We start from the raw sequence: 14,482 nt of genomic DNA, 5'->3' as shown, positions 1-14,482 counted from the left end.
CATGCTCGTCGCTCTCATCGCCAAGGACAAACCCGGCGCCCTTCAGATCCGCAAGGACACCCGCGAGGAGCACCTCGCCTATCTCAAGGCCACCGGGGTCGTGTCGCAGGCGGGACCGCTGCTGGACGACGCCGGAGAGATGTGCGGCAGCCTCGTCATCCTCGACGTGGCCGACATGGCGGCCGCGCAGGACTGGGCCGACAACGACCCCTATGCCAAGGCCGGGCTTTTCGACAGCGTCGAGCTGGTGGCCTGGAAAAAGGTCATCTGATGGCCCGCTGGCTGTTCAAGTCCGAGCCTTCAACCTGGTCCTGGGAGGATCAGGTGGCCAAGGGCGACGCGGGCGAGGAATGGGACGGCGTCCGCAATTATCAGGCGCGGAACTTCATGCGCCAGATGGCGGTGGGCGACCGGGGGTTCTTTTACCACTCGCTCAAGGAGAAATCCGTGGTCGGCATCGTCGAGGTGATCGCCGAGGCGCATCCCGACAGCAAAGCCAATGATCCGCGCTGGGAATGTGTGGACATCAAAGCCGTGCAGGCGGCGAAGCGACCTGTCTCGCTGGACGAGATCAAGACCGATCCGCGCCTGTCCGAGATGGTTCTGGTGAAAAACTCGCGCCTGTCCGTGCAGCCGGTGAGCGAGGACGAGTGGCAGATCATCTGCGATCTGGCGGGGCTCGACCCCTGAGGCCATCGGAACTGGCCTCTCTATTCTCCGCATCGCATGGCCAATGCCTGAGCGGCCTTGAAACGCTGTAGGCAAACGCCTCTGTCTCGGGAAGAGTTCTTGCGCGTGAACAGGGAGGAACCGGAATGGGCATAATGTCCGTACTCGCCGCGGCGGCGGCTGGCTGGGTGTTCGGGGCCGTCTGGTATATGGCGCTGTCGAAACCTTGGCTCGAGGCCTCGGGCATCGACTGCGACGAGACCGGCAAACCGAAAGGCGGCAGCCCCCTGCCCTTCGTGCTGTCGGCTTTCGCGATGCTGCTGGTGGCGGGCATGATGCGGCATATCTTCGGCATGGCAGGCATCGCCACGGCGGGCGCCGGGTTGGTGTCGGGACTGGGGGTCGGGCTGTTCTTCATCGCACCCTGGATCATGATCAACAACGCCTACGGCATGCGCCCGTTCAAGCTGACACTGATCGACGGTGGCTATGCGACATTCGGCTGTGGCGTGATCGGGCTGGTGCTGACGCTGATCTGAGCGGCGACTGAGGAGCACGGGCATGGACGGGGCCCGGCCGCTGCCGGACCCCGTTCTCACCCCACGGCAACTCCCACATTGCGCACGGTTCGACCCGGTTCCGGCCATTCTGGCCACCCATCCGTTATAAACCCCCGCCCCGGTTTTGGCAAAACACAAATAGCTAAAACCCCGTGCCAATAAAGAAACGCCCGGTTAAGACCGGGCGTTTCTTCTTGGCTCCGAAGCGCGGTTCAGCCGTAAACCGCTTCTTTTCCGAAATGCTTGACCAGCATGTAATAGACGACCGCACGATATTTGTTGCGCTCGGACCGGCCATAGGTCTCGATCACCGCATTGATCGCATCCATCAGCTCGGGACCGTCGGCGAGGCCCAGCTTCTTGATGAGGAAGTTGGTCTTGACGGTCTCCAGCTCGCTCTCCTGCGTGGCGGCAACGGTCGAGGCATCGTCGTTGTAGATCGCCGGGCCGCAGCCGATGGTGACCTTGGTCAGCAGGCCCATATCCGGCTCCATGCCGCATTTTTCGCTCAGATCCGCAGCGTATTTCGCGATCAGTTCGTCTCTCTTGCCCATGTTCCGTTCTCCCAATCTGGCGGGTGTCGCCCGCATGCTCGTTTCGCGAGAGCGCCTCGCGATCACAGGCACTTTACCGCCGCCGCTGGGGATAAAAAGAGATAAATATCGCCGCATTTTCCCCAGCAGAGGCAAAACCGGGCCTGAAACCGGCAATTTCGTGCTGATCTGCAAAATTTTCGTGACAGACTCGCCGACTGTCGCCGAGCATTGAGTCATTCGCAGGGCAACAATTTCGCCCAATAGACCCGAACATAAAGACAAAAAGGGACAGTCCGAATGAGTTCAGAGATATTCGTCGTGGCCTATGAAGGCGCACCGGACGACCCGGGGGTTCTCGATTACGCCATCACCCGCGCCAAGGCCGAAGACGCCCGGCTGCTGCTGGTTCATATCCTCGAATGGTCGCCTTATTCCTTTCTTACCCCCCAGGAGCTGGAAGAGCGCCACGGGCGCCGAAAGCAGGAGCTCGCCCGCGCGCGCGAGGTGGTCATGGCCCCGGCGCTGCAAAAGGCCGAGGCCGCAGGCGTGACCGCCGACGGCGTGATCCGCTACGGCCAGGTCGTCGAGCTGATCGTGGAAGAGGCGAAAAAGGCCGAGGCCTCGGTCATCTTCGTGGGTCGGTCGGGATCCAACTCCATGGCGGCACGGGTCTTTGGCTCGGTGCCCCTCGGTCTGGCCCAGATTGCCCCCGTTCCCACCGTTATTGTGCCCTGAGCCAAGGAGAGTACCGGAATGTTTGACAGAAAAACCGTATCCCTGGCCACCGCCTTTGCGCTTTCGGGCGCCGCGCAGGCCCAGGCCTCCATCGACGAAACCATCAACAGCGTGATCGGCGCCGCCACCGGCCCCTTCGTGAGCTTTATCTTCTCGCCCTTCCCCGGCACCTCGTTCCCCTGGATCGTGCTCTGGCTGGTGATCGCGGCGACGATCTTCACCCTCTATTTCGCCTTCGTGCAGTTCCGCGCCTTCCCGCATTCCATCGCGCTGGTCTCGGGCAAATATTCGGACCCGGACGATGCCGGCGAGGTCAGCCACTTCCAGGCGCTGGCCACGGCGCTTTCGGGCACGGTGGGGCTCGGCAATATCGCGGGCGTCGCGGTCGCCGTCTCCATCGGCGGGCCCGGCGCCACGTTCTGGATGATCCTCGCGGGGCTCATGGGGATGGCGTCGAAATTCACCGAATGCACATTGGGCGTGAAATTCCGCAACGAATACGAAGACGGCTCGGTCTCGGGCGGCCCGATGTATTACCTGTCGAAAGGCATGGCCGAGCGCGGTTTCGCCGGGCTGGGCAAGGGGCTGGCCATCGTCTTCTCGATCTTCTGCGTCTTCGGCGCGCTGGGCGGCGGCAATATGTTCCAGGCCAATCAGGCGCATGCGCAGATCACCAATATCGTCGGCGATTACCCCGGCTGGATCACCGGCGTGATCTTTGCGGGAATCGTCTTTGCGGTGATCGTCGGGGGTCTGAAATCCATCGCTCAGGTGACCGAAAAGGTCGTGCCCTTCATGGGTGTGCTCTATGTCGGCACGGCGCTGATCGTGATCCTGATGAACTTCGACAAGATCGGCTGGGCCTTCGGACAGGTCTTCGACGGCGCCTTCACCGGCGCCGGTGTCGCGGGCGGTCTGGTCGGCGCGCTGATCCAGGGGTTCAAGCGCGCGGCCTTCTCGAACGAGGCGGGTGTCGGCTCGGCGGCCATCGCGCACTCGGCGGTGAAAACCAAGGAGCCGATCACCGAGGGCTTTGTGTCGCTGCTGGAACCCTTCATCGACACGGTGGTGATCTGCACCATGACCGCGCTGGTGATCATCATCACCGGGGTGATGCAGATCGACCCGGAGACCGGCAATTACATCTGGAACGCCGATCTGGGCCGGGTGGAAACGGTGGGCGATGTGTCCGGCGTGGCGCTGACCTCGGCGGCCTTTGGCTCGGCGATCTCGTGGTTTCCCTATGTGCTGGCCATCGCGGTCATCCTCTTCGCCTTCTCGACGATGATCTCGTGGAGCTATTACGGGCTCAAGGCCTGGACCTACATGTTCGGCGAGGGCAAGGCGCAGGAGCTGAGCTTCAAGGTGCTGTTCTGCGTCTTCGTGGTCATCGGCGCGGCGATGAATCTCGGGCCGGTCATCGACTTCTCGGACGCCTCGATCTTCGCCATGGCGCTGATCAATATCATCGGGCTCTATTTCCTGATGCCCATCGTGAAGGCCGAGTTGACGAGCTACAGCGCGCGGCTCAAGTCCGGCGAGATCAAGCGCTTCGCCTGAGCGCTCGATAGGTGAGGGGTGGGCAGATTGCCCACCCTACGGGGTCCGAACACGGCAACCCAAACTCTCGCACAAAGTAGGGTGGGTAATCTGCCCACCCTTTTTTCCGGCCTACTTCGCCGCCAGCAGCTCCGGCACCGAAAGCAGGATGAACTCGTTATGCGCGGCCTTGCCGATCTCGCGCCCGCCCGAGAAGGGCAGGTTGTTGTCGTTGGCGACCACGATATGAGTCTCGTCCACCCGCACCACATCCTCGATGGTGAAGAAGGGGAAGGTGAACGGCCCCTCCGCCGGCGCCAGGCCCGCGATGGCCTTGCCGTCCGGATCGGCGATGTTCATCAAGTCGATATGGCCGATCCGGCGCATGAAACCGTCAGCATCGACATCCGCCGTATCCACCAGAACGATATTCTTCACCTTCGCCGGACGCGGATAGCAGGACGAGGTATCGGTCACGCCCTCGGCACAGGCCAGCGCCGCGTCGCCCTCGCCATTGTCACGCTCGATCACCAGCGCGCGGGTCTCGTCGATGAAGTTGAAATCGCCGATGGCGGTCGCCCCCTCGGCCAGCGCGAATTTCACGCTCTCGCCGGTCCAGTCGCCGGCTTTCGGATCGAACTGGATCACGCGCAGGAAGGGGCCCTCGGTCTCGCCACCGTCGAGCAGGATCGGTTTCTCCAGCATCGCCCAGAGCAGATCCGTGCCCGGCTGTAGCGCCATGCCCTCATAACCGCCCGACCGCTGCACCTGGAAATCGCTGCCCGCGCTGGCGGGCACATAGACGCTGTAGGTATCGGGGCCGTGCAGTTCCTGCCCGTCGAGCAGAGTGGCGTAGACCTCTTTCACCACCCCGTCGAGGCTGGCGCGGATGATGTAGGGGCCGAACTCGTCACCGATGAAGACCTCGTCGCCCAGCACCTGAATCGACTCGGTGTCGAAATCGGCGCCGGTCAGATAGCGGCTCTCGCTGCCCTCATAGGCGATGCGGAACGGCACCTTGTGATCGGGGTCGCGCAGGAAGATCGTCTCGCGGCGCGCGACGGTGCCCGCCTCGAAATCCGGTGCCATGCGGTGGAAGAACAGCAGCGCGTCAGGCGAGTTGCGTTTGTTGCCGAACCCGTTGTCGGTCAGCGTATAAAGGCTGCCGTCCTCGGCGGGCGTCATGGCAAAGCCCGACATGCCCTGCACCGGCTGGCCGATGAAGGGCAGCGCGATCCCGGTCTCGTGGCCGCCATAGCCTTTGCCCACATTGCCCATGACGCTCATCGGCACATCGTTGCGCGCCCCGCCGGTGAATTTGCCCGACACCCAGGCATCGCGCGGCGCGTCGGCCGGCGGCGCAACCAGCGACAGGGCCGGCAGATAGGCATGGCCCGCCAGCGTGGCGGGAAAGATCTCTTCGGCGAGCGCCGGCGCGGACAGCGCCGCAGCCATGGCGAAAACGGAAAGCGAAAGACGCATTGCAGTCATCCCTTGATGCAAGTGAATGACCGGCTGCTACCGCCCGACGGTAACGCCCCCATGGCCGGGCCGTGTCACTTTGGTAACGTGCCCCTGCCTTTCATCTTTCCGAAAAATACTCCCGCCGGAGGCATCCCTCCGCGCCACAAACACCACGGCCTCAGAGCGAGAACACCGCCTCCAGATCCGCCTCGCGCATCCCTCCGGCCCCCTCGCCACGCGCCACCATCGCGGCGGCGACCCCGGTCAGCCTTGCATTGAGCGGCGCGGGCACCCCGTGCAGCCGCCCCAGCAGCGCGATCTCACCGTTCAGGTAATCGGTCTCGACGCTGCCCGCGCCCCGCGCGATGCTCTGCCGCGTCGAGCTGCCCGCCCGGGGCGCACCGTCGATATCGACGATCTGCAGGAACTCCTTGCGCCGGGGCGTGTCGAGCCCGACATCGCTCCAGGCGATCCCCGCCGCCTCGAAGACCGCCATCGCCTCCGCCTTGAGCCGGTCGGTGAACTGCGCGCGATCGGCCTCCTGCGGCAGCAGCGCATCGACGATATTACCGAGATTCATCAGCAGTTTGCCGTATTTCGACTCCATCACCGCCTGCATCGGGAAGGCGGCGATATTCGCCTGCGTCAGAACCGCCGCCAGGGCCTCGTCCACAGCATCAACGCCGCCCGGAAAGCGCCCCATCTCGAACAGCCCGTAGCAGGGGGCGCCATGGGTGATCACCTCACCCGGCTCCAGATAGGTTGCGGGCATCATCACAGTGACGCCATGCACATTGGGGAAATAGCGCAACGCCAGCCGCTCGTTGGCCACCCCGTTCTGAAGGCAGAAAAGCGGCTGATCCGTCATGCCCGCCGCGCGCAGGTCGCGCAGCGCCGCCTCGGTATCCTGCCCCTTCACGCAGAGCAGCACCACATCGTCGGGGCGGAACGCGATCTCGGAGGGATGTCCGACGCAGGGCATCGCCACCTCAAGCCGGCCCTTGGGGCTGATCATCGTCAGCCCCTTCGCGCGGATCGCCTCAAGCATGCGCCCGCGCGCGATGCCCAGCACCTCCTGCCCGGCCTCGATCAACGCCGCGCCGACAACCCCGCCGATGGCGCCGACCCCGTGAATGATGATCCGCATATCCTGTCCTTCCCGTACTGACCGCCGCAAGGCACCGCCATTCGCCGGCGATTGCAAGGCCCGGACGGCAAAACGCCCCGCTGAGCCAGCGGGGCGTTTTGTGAAACGATGCCACAACGGGCAGGGCGTGTAGGGTGGGCAATTCTGCCCACCTTCCGCTCAATAGCGATAATGCTCGGGCTTGAACGGCCCTTCCGGCGTCACACCGATGTAGGCGGCCTGCTCGGGCGACAGCTTGGTCAGCTTCACCCCGATCCGGTCGAGATGCAGCCGAGCGACTTTTTCGTCCAGATGCTTGGGCAGGATATAGACCTTGTTCTCGTATTGCGCGCCGTTCTTGTAGAGTTCGATCTGCGCCAGAACCTGATTGGTGAAGCTCGCCGACATCACGAAAGAAGGGTGGCCGGTGGCGTTGCCGAGGTTCAGCAGACGGCCTTCGGACAGCAGGATGATCCGCGCACCCGAGGGCATCTCGATCATATCCACCTGGTCCTTGATATTGGTCCATTTGTGGTTGCGCAGCGAGGCCACCTGAATCTCGTTGTCGAAATGGCCGATATTGCCGACGATGGCCATGTCCTTCATCTCGCGCATATGCTCGATGCGGATCACGTCCTTGTTGCCGGTGGTGGTGATGAAGATATCCGCCGAGGACACAACCTCTTCCAGCAGCACCACCTCGAACCCGTCCATGGCGGCCTGAAGCGCGCAGATCGGGTCGGCCTCGGTCACTTTCACACGCGCGCCCGCGCCCGCCAGCGACGCCGCCGAGCCCTTGCCCACATCGCCATAGCCGCAGACCACGGCGACCTTGCCCGCCATCATCACATCGGTGGCGCGGCGGATGCCGTCGACCAGCGATTCCTTGCAGCCGTATTTGTTGTCGAACTTCGACTTGGTGACGCTGTCGTTCACGTTGATCGCCGGGAAGGGCAGACGGCCGGTCTTTTGCAGGTCATACAGGCGGTGCACGCCGGTCGTGGTCTCTTCGGATACGCCCATGATCTGGTCGCGCACCTTGGTGAACCAGCCGGGGCTCGCCGCCATGCGCTTGGCGATCTGCGCCTTGATCACCGTCTCTTCCTCGGATTGCGGCACCGGGATGATCTCTTCCCCGGCCTCGGCGCGGGCGCCCAGCAGCACATAAAGCGTGGCGTCGCCGCCATCGTCGAGGATCATGTTCGGGCCGTCCTCGAACTGGAAGGAGCGGTCGAGATAATCCCAATGCTCTTCCAGGCTCTGCCCCTTGACCGCAAAGACCGGAACGCCGCCCGCCGCGATGGCGGCGGCGGCGTGGTCCTGGGTCGAGAAGATGTTGCAGGAGGCCCAACGCACATCGGCGCCCAGCGCCACCAGCGTTTCGATCAGGCAGGCGGTCTGGATCGTCATATGCAGCGAGCCGACGATGCGCGCGCCTTTCAGCGGTTTTTCTTCGCCGAATTCGGCACGGCAGGCCATCAGGCCCGGCATCTCGGTTTCGGCGATGTCCAGTTCCTTGCGGCCGAACCCGGCCAGCGCGATGTCCTTGACGATATAGTCCTGTGCCATTTCCGGCGCTCCGATCCTGTCTCTGGGTTGCATGCGGGGTAGCATCCCTTGATTTGGCAGGCAACGTGCATCAGAATCCTTGCCAAACAGAACAATAAATCCCGAGGCAACGCGGTGGAAAACGTGGATACGTCCTATCCCGAGAACGAATACGGGCGCTATTGCGTGCCCGAGGGGCTGGAGGCCCGGCCCGCCGCCAAGGCGGTGCTTGCGGGCCAGGCCTATGAGCCCGACACGCTGCGCTTCATGCGCGCCCATGCGGGCGATGGCGACATCATCCATGCCGGGACGTTCTTTGGCGATTTCCTGCCCGCGCTGTCCTCGGCCATGGCCGAGGGCCGGACGGTCTGGGCCTTCGAGCCGAACCCCGGCAATTACGCCGCCGCCCGCAAGACCGTGGAGCTGAACGGGCTGGAAAACGTCACGCTGACCAACGCCGCGCTGTCGAACCGCGACGAGACGGTCCTCTTCCGCACCCGCGACGCGACGGGCAAAAGCCTGGGCGGTCTGTCGCATTTCACCGAGGAGGAGGGCGAGGGCGTCGAGCCGGTGCAGGCGCTCATGCTGGATTTCACCGTGCCGCTGGCGCGCAAGGTTTCGATCCTGCAACTCGATGTCGAGGGGCACGAGAAACAGGCCCTGCGCGGCGCCTGGCACCTGATCCACCGCTGGACCCCGATCCTGATTCTGGAATATTTCAAGCAGGAGCAATGGCTGCAGCGCACCTTCCGGGGCCTCGGCTATCGCAAGATCGGCCGTCTGCACGGCAATTTCGTATACGCCTGCACGCCCATGGAGATCTGAGCCTCAATCTAGTACCGGGAGATCTCTTCTAATGTCAGCTGACACTTACGCTCATCGAAGACTAGGCTTATCTTTAGTCTCACTTCGTCTTCAAAAAGCTCGAGGGCGTTGCCCGGCCCTGCGATCATGCTTCGAAATCGAGCCTTGTCCAGATCAACGACCGATAAGTCTTCCTGTTCCGTCGCAGCCCTTAGCCAAGCGGCTATGAAAAGCAGGAGAAGGCCGTCGACAACTAGACGCTCACATGGTGACGAGCTTTCATATACAGCGCGCGCGCGACGAGATAATATGAAGAACTCACCGCTCTCCATCATTACTTTTTCCGTAAAATTTCATGAATATCTTGCACTCGTGGAACATTTGTAGTAGGTATGAGTTGTCAGGGCGGCTCTGTGAGGAGCCCGCCCTATCGGGAGTCGGAGGGTTGTGACCGTACTGGAGCACGCCTTTATCGGAGAATCAAAATGGAAAAGTATCGCTTCACGGTTGATGTAAACAAAGCTCTCGCTGAAGAGATTGAAAAGCTCGCCCGAGAAACGGGTAAGCCAAAGTCTGAAGTCTTTCGTCTGGCGATAAATCTTTTGGCTCACGCAAGAGATGCTCGCGACAAGCGCGGCATGACCGTTGGCGCATGGAGCGACGATAACGAAACCAAGAGTGAATTTATCGGGTTCTAAAAACCCGTCTTGCGCAATGCTGCCCATCGGAGATGACCGAAGGATAGTTCATGGCAGATCAGACACCGATCAACATCAGCGAAGGCGACGCACGCGCGTTCGACGATGCTGAGTTGGGCCGAAAGAAATTCGACCTCAAGCAACGCCAGGTTATTTTCTACCTGTCTATAGGTATCGTGATAGTGCTAACCCTGTTCTCTATTACCGTCGTCGCATACGACGTCATCTCCGGGGTCAGCACAAATCCAAAGGCTGCTTGGTTTTATGATCTTCTAAAGATTCTATTCGGCTTCGTCGCAGGAGCGATTTGGCCTTCGACCCAGCAATCCTAGGACGATACTCGAACTTATGAAGCAACCCCGCGCCTGGCAACGGATGCTCTCGGGCCGCAGGCTCGACCTGCTCGATCCGACCCCGGTGGATATCGAGATCGAGGACATCGCCCACGGGCTTGCCTTTGTCGCCCGCTGGAACGGCCAGACCGAGGGCGATTATCCCTATTCCGTGGCCGAACATTCGCTGCTGGTCGAGGCGCTGTTCTCGCGCCTCTGCCCCACAGCCCGCCCGCAGGAGCAGCTCACCGCACTGCTGCACGACGCGCCGGAATACGTGATCGGCGACATGATTTCGCCGGTGAAAGCGGCGGTGGGGCCCAGCTATGGCGAGCTCGACAAGCGGCTCTCGGCGGCGATCCACATCCGTTTCGGCCTGCCCGCCCTGACGTCTGCGAAGCTGAAAAAGCAGATCAAGAAGGCCGATCTGGTCTCGGCCTGGATGGAGGCCACGCAGATCGCGGGCTTTACCGAGGCCGAGGCGACGAAGTTCTTCGGCCGTCCGGCACCCGAGGTGATCGCGGGGCTCGACATCCATCTGCGCCCGCCGGTCGAGGTGCGCCGCGATTTCACCGCCCGCCACGCGGCGCTGCTGGAGCGCCTGCCATGACGATCACCACCCGCCGTGCCGGACCGCTCGACGCCCGCCCCATGGCCGAACTGCTGAACGAGATCATCGCGATCGGCGGCACCACCGCGATTACCGACCCGGTGAGCCGCGCGGATCTGCAAAGCTGGATGGAGGCCGACCCGTGCTCGATCTGGCATGTGGCCGAGGATGCGGGCGGCCATCTGATGGGGTTCCAGTGGATCGAACCGCACCGCGACCATGGCGCGACCGTCGGCCAGATCGCCACATTCGCCCGCGTGGGAAAGACCGGGCTGGGCATCGGCTCGAAACTGTTCGACGCCACCAGGGCCGCCGCGCGTGCCGCGGGCTATGCCTGGATCAACGCCGAGATCCGCGCCGACAACGAGGGCGGGCTGATCTATTACCAGTCGCGCGGCTTCGAGGATTACGGCGCGATCAGGGGCTATGTGATGGGCAACGGTCAGGTCGTGGACAAGGTGCTGAAGCGCTATGATCTTTGAAACCGCCCCGTTGCGCATCCGCCCGGCGACGCCGGAGGACGCGACCGGCATGAGCCGTCTGCTCACCGCGATCCTGAAAGCGAAGAACAGCCCCCGCCCCTCCGCACCCGAAGATGTGCTGGCCCGCTATATCGACAACCCCGACCGCATCGCCTGCACTCTGGCCGAAGCCGGGGGAGAGGTGATCGGCTTCCAGTCTCTGAAACGCGCCCGCACCGGCAATCCCTATGGTGTGACTCCCGGATGGGGCATCATCGGCACCTATGTGGATGCAAACCACAACGGGCGTGGCATCGGCCGTCGTCTCTTCGAAATCAGTCATCGCGCCGCGAAAGACGCCGGATTGCCCGCCATCGACGCCAGCATCGGCCATGCGAATGCGGGCGGGCAGGCCTATTACGAGGCGATGGGGTTCCAGAGCTACGGGCAAACGCCCAGTGCCGTGATGAAGAAATTCACCCTGTCCTGAGACCGTTCTTCATCTTTCCGTGAAATACTCCCGTCGGAGACATCGCACAGGCACAACGGCGGCGGAACACCCCGCCGCCCTCCACGAGCGAGAGGACTTCAGCGCGGCGAGCGCTTCGCCAGGATCCGCTGAAGCGTGCGGCGGTGCATGTTCAGCCGCCGCGCGGTTTCCGACACGTTGCGGTCGCAGAGCTCATAGACCCGCTGGATGTGTTCCCAGCGCACCCGGTCGGCGCTCATCGGGTTTTCCGGCGGTGGCGGCAGCGTCTCGCCCTTGGCCAGCAGCGCGTTGGTGATGTCGGTGGCGTCCGCAGGCTTCGACAGGTAATCCGTCGCGCCGATCTTGACCGCGGCCACCGCCGTGGCAATCGCGCCATAGCCGGTCAGCACCACCACGCGGGAATCCGGGCGCCGTTCGCGCAGCACCTCGACCACGTCGAGCCCGTTGCCATCGTCGAGCCGCAGATCGACCACCGCATAGGCGGGCGGACGCGCCGTGGCGATGGCACTCCCGGCGGCGACCGATCCGGCGGTCTCGACCTCGAAGCCGCGCTTTTCCATGGCTTTGGCTAGACGCCGCAGGAACGGCTCGTCATCGTCGACAAGAAGCAGCGATCTGTCGTCGCCCAGCTCTTCGATCGTCTGTTCCGACACGATTTTCCCCCCGGTCCCGTTCACCGTCTGGAAGACGGTAATATCCCGCAGGGGCCAAGGGGTCAAATGCCCAAAGCGCTTACATCCGGTCGATAAAGCAGGCCGCGCGCTCGGCAAGCGCCTCGGGCGGCAGATCGCGGCGGAAATATTCGACAAAACCGTGCCCCGGCAGCACCAGATAGGTGAAGGTGGAATGGTCCACCAGATAGAACTCGTCGTCCGAGGGCTGCTTCTTGTAATAGGTCCGGTAGGCCAGGCTCGCCGCCTTGACCTGCTCGAGCGAGCCGGTCAGCCCGATCATCCGCTCGTGCACGTTATGGGCAAAATCGCCCACCGCCTCGGGCGTGTCGCGCTCCGGGTCGATCGAGATGAAGACCGGCGTCACCATCTTGCCCTGCGCCTCGAGAAGATCCACCGCATCGGCGTTGCGCACCGTGTCCAGCGGGCAGACATCCGGGCAGAAGGTATAGCCGAAATACAGCAACGTCGGCCCGGTGATCACATCTGCGTCAGTCACCGTCTCGCCATCGGAATTGACCAGCGTGAACGGCCCGCCGATCTGCTCGGCCCCGCCCGCAATGGCCGCCGTGCGGCAGGGCGCGAACGGGTCCACCGCCTGATCGCCGGGCCGGGTGGCGTACCAGATCCCCCCCAGAAGCAGGGCGAGAACGGCGGCGGCGGCGGCGAAAATCCAGCGCATGGGCAACGGGTCCGGAGTTGATTGCGTAAAAGACCCCGCAGACCTATCAATTGACCACGCAGGATCAAGGGACGAAAGCGCGCAGATGAGCCAGACCGACCTGGGATTGCTGGGCGAGGACCAGCGCGGCAACTTCATCCGGCTGCGCACCATGATCCTGTTGCGCTGGGTCGCCATCGGCGGCCAGCTCATCGCGATCCTGGTGGCGCAGCAGCTTTACGACCTGCGGCTCGAGCTGGGGCTCTGCTATCTCGCGGTGGGCGTGTCGATCATCGGCAACCTCGTGGCGATGTTCATCTTCCCCGAGAACAAACGCCTGTCGGAAAACGAAAACTCGCTCATGGTCATGTTCGACCTGCTGCAACTCTGCTTCCTGCTGTTCCTGACCGGCGGGCTGAACAACCCGTTTTCGCTGCTGGTGCTGGGGCCCGTCACGGTCTCGGCGGCGGTGCTGTCGCTGCGCTCGACCATCATTCTCAACATCACCGCCTTCGTGCTGATCTCGGTGATGGCCTTCTTTCACCTGCCGCTGAGGACCTTCGACGGCGTCACCCTGCGCCTGCCCGAAGTGTTCATCTTCGGCCAATGGACGGCGATCACAATCGCGTTGGTGTTCATCTCGGTCTACGCCCGCCGCATCACCCGCGAGATGAACGCCATGTCCGACGCGCTGACGGCGACGCAGATGGCGCTGTCACGGGCGCAGAAGCTGAACGATCTGGGCGGCGTGGTCGCGGCGGCGGCGCATGAGCTGGGCACGCCGCTGGCCACCATCAAACTGACCTCGGCCGAGCTGATCGAGGATCTCGACGACCGGCCCGAATTGCAGGAAGACGCCAGGCTGATCCGCGACCAGGCCGACCGCTGCCGTGACATCCTGCGCGGCATGGGCCGCGCCGGCAAAGACGATCTGCATCTGCGCCAGGCGCCGCTGACCGAGGTGATCCGCGAAGCCGCCGAACCGCATGAGAACCGCGGCAAGCAGATCGTGATCGAGGACGGCCCCGGCCCCGGCGGCGAGCCGCTGCAACCGCAGATCCTGCGCCGGCCCGAGATCATCCACGGGCTGCGCAACCTGATCCAGAACGCAGTGGATTTCGCCCGCAGCCAGGTCTGGGTCGAGGCGATCTGGACCGCGGAAACCGTGACCATCCGCATCCTGGACGACGGTCAGGGCTTTCCGCCGCATCTCATCGGGCGGCTGGGCGACCCGCTGATGCGCCGCCGCCGCAGCGAAAGCGACCGCAGCACGCGCCCCGAATACGAAGGCATGGGGCTGGGGCTGTTCATCGCCAAGACGCTGCTGGAACGCAGCGGCGCCGAGCTGAGCTTTGCCAATGGCGCCGATCCGTTCATCGGCTCGGAAAAAGGCGCCCGCCGCGGCGCCATCGTCGAGGTCGTCTGGCCGCGCGCCAGCGTGGTCCCGGCGCGCCCGGCGCCGGGCACCCCGCTTGGGGAAAACCGCCCCATCGAAATCTGACAGCCACGCCCTTTGTCCCGGCTTAACCCGAAATTAACCTTCTCTGCCTAGTCCGGTCTCTGGGGACAACGATCTGT

General features: G+C 63.4%; 18 protein-coding genes. 12 read left to right on the top strand and 6 right to left on the bottom strand.

What is annotated here, in order from left to right; translation table 11 throughout:
• Position 1 precedes the first annotated feature (1 nt).
• From M4578_RS17400 to M4578_RS17390, 3 genes are all read left to right on the top strand, one after another.
• On the top strand, positions 2 to 271 hold the full coding sequence (locus M4578_RS17400) for a YciI family protein (RefSeq protein WP_258094568.1): 270 nt from the start codon (positions 2 to 4) through the stop codon (positions 269 to 271).
• Entirely contained in the window at positions 271 to 690 is a 420-nt protein-coding gene (locus M4578_RS17395; protein WP_258094567.1) for an EVE domain-containing protein, read from the top strand. Before M4578_RS17400 ends, M4578_RS17395 begins: the two co-directional genes overlap by 1 nt.
• A gap of 125 nt (positions 691 to 815) precedes the next feature.
• Positions 816 to 1,208: a DUF1761 domain-containing protein gene (locus tag M4578_RS17390; protein WP_258094566.1), complete on the top strand. Its 393-nt coding sequence runs from the start codon at positions 816 to 818 to the stop codon at positions 1,206 to 1,208.
• A gap of 233 nt (positions 1,209 to 1,441) precedes the next feature.
• On the opposite strand, the gene M4578_RS17385 is transcribed toward M4578_RS17390, so the two are convergent.
• On the bottom strand, positions 1,442 to 1,783 hold the full coding sequence (locus M4578_RS17385) for a DUF2853 family protein (protein ID WP_258094565.1): 342 nt from the start codon (positions 1,781 to 1,783) through the stop codon (positions 1,442 to 1,444).
• 279 nt (positions 1,784 to 2,062) lie between these two features.
• Between M4578_RS17385 and M4578_RS17380 the strand changes: the two genes are divergently transcribed.
• On the top strand, positions 2,063 to 2,500 hold the full coding sequence (locus tag M4578_RS17380) for a universal stress protein (RefSeq protein ID WP_258094564.1): 438 nt from the start codon (positions 2,063 to 2,065) through the stop codon (positions 2,498 to 2,500).
• Positions 2,501 to 2,518: 18 nt separating this feature from the next.
• Positions 2,519 to 4,060: an alanine/glycine:cation symporter family protein gene (locus M4578_RS17375; RefSeq protein WP_258094563.1), complete on the top strand. Its 1,542-nt coding sequence runs from the start codon at positions 2,519 to 2,521 to the stop codon at positions 4,058 to 4,060.
• A gap of 111 nt (positions 4,061 to 4,171) precedes the next feature.
• Here the strand turns inward: M4578_RS17375 and M4578_RS17370 are convergent, their stop codons facing one another.
• The 3 genes from M4578_RS17370 to ahcY all read right to left on the bottom strand — a co-directional run bounded on the left by M4578_RS17370 (position 4,172) and on the right by ahcY (position 8,198).
• On the bottom strand, positions 4,172 to 5,521 hold the full coding sequence (locus tag M4578_RS17370; RefSeq protein ID WP_258094562.1) for an esterase-like activity of phytase family protein: 1,350 nt from the start codon (positions 5,519 to 5,521) through the stop codon (positions 4,172 to 4,174).
• Between the two features lie 160 nt (positions 5,522 to 5,681).
• Positions 5,682 to 6,650, bottom strand: a complete 969-nt coding sequence (locus M4578_RS17365) for a ketopantoate reductase family protein (protein WP_258094561.1) — start codon at positions 6,648 to 6,650, stop codon at positions 5,682 to 5,684.
• Between the two features lie 159 nt (positions 6,651 to 6,809).
• A complete protein-coding gene (gene ahcY, locus M4578_RS17360) occupies positions 6,810 to 8,198 on the bottom strand; it encodes an adenosylhomocysteinase (protein WP_258094560.1) in 1,389 nt (462 codons plus the stop codon).
• A gap of 123 nt (positions 8,199 to 8,321) precedes the next feature.
• Between ahcY and M4578_RS17355 the strand changes: the two genes are divergently transcribed.
• From M4578_RS17355 to M4578_RS17330, 6 genes are all read left to right on the top strand, one after another.
• Positions 8,322 to 9,002 carry an FkbM family methyltransferase gene (locus M4578_RS17355; protein WP_258094559.1) on the top strand — a complete coding sequence of 227 codons (681 nt, stop codon included), beginning with the start codon at positions 8,322 to 8,324 and terminating at the stop codon, positions 9,000 to 9,002.
• A gap of 464 nt (positions 9,003 to 9,466) precedes the next feature.
• Positions 9,467 to 9,679, top strand: coding sequence for a ribbon-helix-helix domain-containing protein (locus M4578_RS17350; RefSeq protein ID WP_258094558.1), 213 nt, complete (start codon positions 9,467 to 9,469; stop codon positions 9,677 to 9,679).
• Positions 9,680 to 9,729: 50 nt separating this feature from the next.
• Complete coding sequence (locus M4578_RS17345; RefSeq protein ID WP_258094557.1) at positions 9,730 to 10,011, top strand: hypothetical protein; 282 nt, start codon at positions 9,730 to 9,732, stop codon at positions 10,009 to 10,011.
• Positions 10,012 to 10,027: 16 nt separating this feature from the next.
• Positions 10,028 to 10,621 carry an HD domain-containing protein gene (locus M4578_RS17340; protein WP_258094556.1) on the top strand — a complete coding sequence of 198 codons (594 nt, stop codon included), beginning with the start codon at positions 10,028 to 10,030 and terminating at the stop codon, positions 10,619 to 10,621.
• Positions 10,618 to 11,103 carry a GNAT family N-acetyltransferase gene (locus M4578_RS17335; protein ID WP_258094555.1) on the top strand — a complete coding sequence of 162 codons (486 nt, stop codon included), beginning with the start codon at positions 10,618 to 10,620 and terminating at the stop codon, positions 11,101 to 11,103. Before M4578_RS17340 ends, M4578_RS17335 begins: the two co-directional genes overlap by 4 nt.
• 49 nt (positions 11,104 to 11,152) lie before the next feature.
• Complete coding sequence (locus tag M4578_RS17330; protein WP_338054568.1) at positions 11,153 to 11,572, top strand: GNAT family N-acetyltransferase; 420 nt, start codon at positions 11,153 to 11,155, stop codon at positions 11,570 to 11,572.
• A 98-nt stretch (positions 11,573 to 11,670) separates the two neighbouring features.
• On the opposite strand, the gene M4578_RS17325 is transcribed toward M4578_RS17330, so the two are convergent.
• Both M4578_RS17325 and M4578_RS17320 read right to left on the bottom strand, forming a co-directional pair.
• Positions 11,671 to 12,225: an ActR/PrrA/RegA family redox response regulator transcription factor gene (locus M4578_RS17325; protein WP_258094553.1), complete on the bottom strand. Its 555-nt coding sequence runs from the start codon at positions 12,223 to 12,225 to the stop codon at positions 11,671 to 11,673.
• 79 nt (positions 12,226 to 12,304) lie between these two features.
• Complete coding sequence (locus M4578_RS17320; protein ID WP_258094552.1) at positions 12,305 to 12,925, bottom strand: SCO family protein; 621 nt, start codon at positions 12,923 to 12,925, stop codon at positions 12,305 to 12,307.
• 85 nt (positions 12,926 to 13,010) lie between these two features.
• On the opposite strand from M4578_RS17320, the gene regB reads away from it, so the two are divergent.
• The gene (regB, locus tag M4578_RS17315) at positions 13,011 to 14,405 is read left to right on the top strand and encodes a sensor histidine kinase RegB (protein WP_258094551.1); all 1,395 of its coding nucleotides are present in this window, start codon (positions 13,011 to 13,013) and stop codon (positions 14,403 to 14,405) included.
• Positions 14,406 to 14,482 lie beyond the last annotated feature (77 nt).

The sequence above is a fragment of the Salipiger pentaromativorans genome (genome assembly GCF_024721115.1).
In the GTDB taxonomy this organism is placed as follows: domain Bacteria; phylum Pseudomonadota; class Alphaproteobacteria; order Rhodobacterales; family Rhodobacteraceae; genus Salipiger; species Salipiger pentaromativorans.
Note: the sequence above shows the minus strand (reverse complement) of the source record. Positions and strands in the feature narration are given on the sequence as shown.